This window comes from Lutibacter sp. (assembly GCF_013139515.1).
Classification (GTDB): domain Bacteria; phylum Bacteroidota; class Bacteroidia; order Flavobacteriales; family Flavobacteriaceae; genus Lutibacter.
The window spans coordinates 1-3,970 of the sequence record NZ_WTAR01000102.1 but is presented as its reverse complement, the minus strand read 5'-3'; the positions used below and the strand labels follow the sequence as shown (position 1 = coordinate 3,970).

Sequence of the window (3,970 nt, the reverse complement as noted above, 5' to 3'; positions counted from 1 at the left end):
CAAATTGTAAATGTGTTGAATCCAGCTAAAATTGAAATAAGAGAAAATGCACTAAAAATAGTGGATGGTTATATGCGTAGTGATAACAATATCAAAATAAAATACGCTTCAAAATATGCTAGAATTGCAAATTACTGGAAAAAGTGGATTGGAGAAAATCAAGGAATTGAAAAATCCAATGCAATTCAAAATAAACGTGATTTAGAAAGTGAGTTTTCTAAAATTGTAGCAGCTAAATATTTAGTTGGTTACAAAACGTTGTTATCTGATTTTGAAAGACTTTATAAAGAAATTGAAAGTGTGTCTTTGGCTCGTGATTATTGGATGGAAGTAGTTTATAGAAATGTTGAATTATTAGGAGTTACGTTTAGAGCATTTCAATTAGAACAAGCATATTTAAGAGGTGGTGAAGCAGCTTTTGAAAAGCTAAGAGCTTCAGGTTTAAACCGTTTAAAAGGAACGTATAAAAATTACAGTGCAAAAGTAGATGAGCCTGTATTTGCAAAACTTGTAGCGCTTTATGCTAGTGAAGCACCTAAAGAATATGTGCCAACAAATATGAATGATGTTGACTTTACAGCTTTAGCAAGTGATATTTATTCAAACTCTAAATTAACAAGTTTAGAAGGCACAACCGAATTATTATCTGGTTCAGCCGAAGAAGTAATTAAGAAATTAAATGAAGATAAAGCCTATATCTTTGGAAAAGAATTGCATACTATTTTTTACACGAAAATTGAACCAAAATTTCAACAATTAAATATACAAATAGCTGCTGTTCAGAAAGAATATATGAAAGCGTTGATGGAGGTTTTTCCAAACAAACGATTTTTTCCTGATGCAAATAGCACGCTGCGTGTAACGTATGGTCAGGTTAAAGGGTATGCTCCAAAAGATGGAATGCGCTATGGAAACACAACCTATTTAAAAGGTGTTATTGAGAAATTTGTACCTGGAGATTATGAGTTTGATATTCCTCAAAAATTAAAAACACTATACGATTCAAAAGATTACGGGCAATATGCAGATAATGGTAAAATGCCAGTAAACTTTATTGGTACAAATCATACAACTGGTGGAAACTCTGGAAGTCCGGCAATTGATGCTCACGGAAATTTAATTGGATTAAATTTTGACAGAGTGTGGGAAGGAACCATGAGTGATATGAATTACGACCCAGATATTTGTAGAAATATTATGGTTGATATTCGTTACGTACTATTTATAGTTGATAAATATGCTGGAGCAAAAAATTTAATTGATGAAATGACTTTAGTTCACCCAAAAACAGCAACCAAACAATAGAAAAATGAGAAATATAAAACAGTATTTATTAATAGCAATTGCTTTTATATCGTTAAGTATAACTGCACAAGATACAAGAGACATTCAAGGTGGAATGTGGATTCCTTCTTTATTAGAAGGAATGAATGAACAAGAAATGCAGCAGTTAGGTAGTAAAATGACTGCCGAAGATATTTACTCAGTAAACAATTCAAGTTTAAAAGATGCCATAGCACATTTTGGTGGCGGTTGTACTTCTGAAATTATTTCACCAAACGGGTTATTACTTACAAATCACCATTGTGGTTTTGGTGTAATTCAATCTCACTCTTCAGTAGAACACGATTATTTAAAAGATGGTTTTTGGGCTATGAGTTATGAGGAGGAATTGCCAAATGAAAGTTTAAGTGCAACATTTATTAAAAGAATAGATGATGTTACTAGTCAAGTTTTTGAAGGGATTACTGATGAAATGGATGCAGCTTCTAAAATGAAGTTAATTAATCAAAACATCCAAAAAGCTACAAAATCTGTTCAAAAAGAAGATTGGCAAGATGCTAATGTGAAATCTTTTTTTAAAGGAAATCAATATTTATTATTTGTTACTGAAAAATTCACAGATGTGCGTTTAGTTGGTGCGCCACCAACATCAATTGGGAAATTTGGAGCTGATACAGATAACTGGATGTGGCCAAGACACACAGGTGATTTTTCTATGTTTAGAGTATATGCTGATGCAAATAATAGACCAGCAGATTTTTCAAAAGACAATGTGCCTTATAAGGCAGAACATTATTTACCAATATCTTTAGATGGTGTTGAAGAAAGCGATTTTACGTTGGTATTTGGTTTTCCAGGAAGAACAAATGAATATTTACCAGCTGTTGCAGTTGATCAAATTGTGAATGTATTAAACCCAGCTAAAATTGAAGTACGTGATAATGCATTAAAAATTATGGATTCTTATATGAGAAAAGATGATGCAACTAAAATTAAATATGCATCAAAGTTTGCTTCAACTGCCAATTACTGGAAAAAATGGATTGGAGAAAATCAAGGAATTCACCAAACAAATGCCATTGCAAAAAAGAAAGAATTAGAAGCTGAATTTTCTAAAATAGTATCAGAAAAAGATTTAGTTGGGTACACTACATTATTAGCAGATTTTGAAAAATTATATAAAGAAATAGAAAGTGTTTCTTTAGCACGTAATTATTGGATGGAAGTTGCTTACAGAAATGTTGAAATATTAGGAATTACATTTAGAGCTTATCAATTAGAACAAGCTTTTTTAAGAGGTGGAGAACCTGCATTTGAAAGAGCTAGAACAGCTAATTTAAATAGATTGAAAGGAACATATAAAAATTATAGTGCAACAGTAGATCAACCTGTATTTGAAAAATTAGTTGGCTTATATGCTGAAAAAATGCCAAAAGATTTTTTACCTGAATCATTTAATGAATTAGACATTAAAGCACTTTCAACAGTAATTTATGCGTCATCTAAATTTTTAAGTTTAGAAGGTGCTGAAGAGTTATTAAGTGGAACTGCAGAAGAGGTAATTAAAAAAATGAATGCTGATGATGCGTATGTTTTTGGAAAAGATATTCATGCTATTTTTTATACGAAGATTGAGCCTAAATACCAGCAGTTAAACATGCAAATTGGAGCAGTTCAAAAAGAATATATGACTGCACTTATGAAAGTGTTTCCTAACAAACGTTTTCCACCAGATGCAAATAGTACATTAAGGGTAAACTATGGTATGGTGCAAGGTTACGAACCAAAAGATGGAATTTACTATACAAATAAAACCTATTTAAAAGGTGTTATGGAAAAATATGTACCTGGTGATTATGAGTTTGATGTGCCTCAAAAATTACAAGATTTGTACGAAGCTAAAGACTATGGTCAATATGCTGAAAATGGAAAATTACCTGTTAATTATTTGTCAACAAATCATATGACAGGTGGAAATTCAGGAAGTCCAATTATTGATGCACACGGAAATATGATTGGTTTAGCTTTTGATACAACTTGGGAAGGAACTATGAGTGATTTGTACTTTGATGCTGATATTGTAAGAAGTATTTCGGTTGATATTCGTTATGTGTTATTTATCATTGACAAGTTTGCTGGAGCGCAAAATTTAATTGATGAGATGACTTTAGTACATCCAAAAAAATAACTTTTAAAGTTAAAATAAAAAAACTCCAAATTTTCATTTGGAGTTTTTTTATGCTATTAATTGAAGCAGCCTAATCTTCAGAGGCTGGTTTTTTAGGTTGTCGTTTTGCATCTTTTAGGCATTTATTTAACATCCATTCTAACTGTCCGTTAGTAGATCTAAACTCATCAGCTGCCCATTTTTCAACTGCTTTGAGCATATCTTCATTTATACGTAGTGCAAATGCTTTTTTCTTTGCCATTGTTCATCAATTTCATTTCAAAAAAAATCAAATTTAAACTAAAATAAGTCTTAGTTGATTTTATGTTGATAGTTATTAAGAACTCTTTGAAGTTCTTCTTTCTGTTGTGTGCCAATTAAAATTTTTCTTCCACTATTTAATTCTAATTGTAAACCAATATCTCCTTTTGTTGTAAAGGACTTTCCTTTTTTCTTTCTGAAACTAAATTTCACTCCCCAGCCACCATATTCAAAAATTGCATCGTAATTTCTAATATA

3 protein-coding genes and 1 pseudogene are annotated in these 3,970 nt (G+C 31.1%); 2 read left to right on the top strand and 2 right to left on the bottom strand.

Annotated elements, in window-relative coordinates; genetic code table 11:
* Together GQ540_RS09460 and GQ540_RS09455 are read left to right on the top strand one after the other, a co-directional pair.
* A partial coding sequence (locus GQ540_RS09460) for a S46 family peptidase (protein ID WP_291800397.1) occupies positions 1-1,305 on the top strand: 1,305 nt, incomplete at its 5' end.
* A 4-nt stretch (positions 1,306-1,309) separates the two neighbouring features.
* A complete protein-coding gene (locus tag GQ540_RS09455) occupies positions 1,310-3,472 on the top strand; it encodes a S46 family peptidase (protein WP_291800395.1) in 2,163 nt (720 codons plus the stop codon).
* A gap of 70 nt (positions 3,473-3,542) precedes the next feature.
* Here the strand turns inward: GQ540_RS09455 and GQ540_RS09450 are convergent, their stop codons facing one another.
* Both GQ540_RS09450 and GQ540_RS09445 read right to left on the bottom strand, forming a co-directional pair.
* The gene (locus GQ540_RS09450) at positions 3,543-3,713 is read right to left on the bottom strand and encodes an Arc family DNA binding domain-containing protein (protein WP_291800393.1); all 171 of its coding nucleotides are present in this window, start codon (positions 3,711-3,713) and stop codon (positions 3,543-3,545) included.
* 50 nt (positions 3,714-3,763) lie between these two features.
* Positions 3,764-3,970, bottom strand: a pseudogene (locus GQ540_RS09445) (hypothetical protein); the annotation flags it as partial.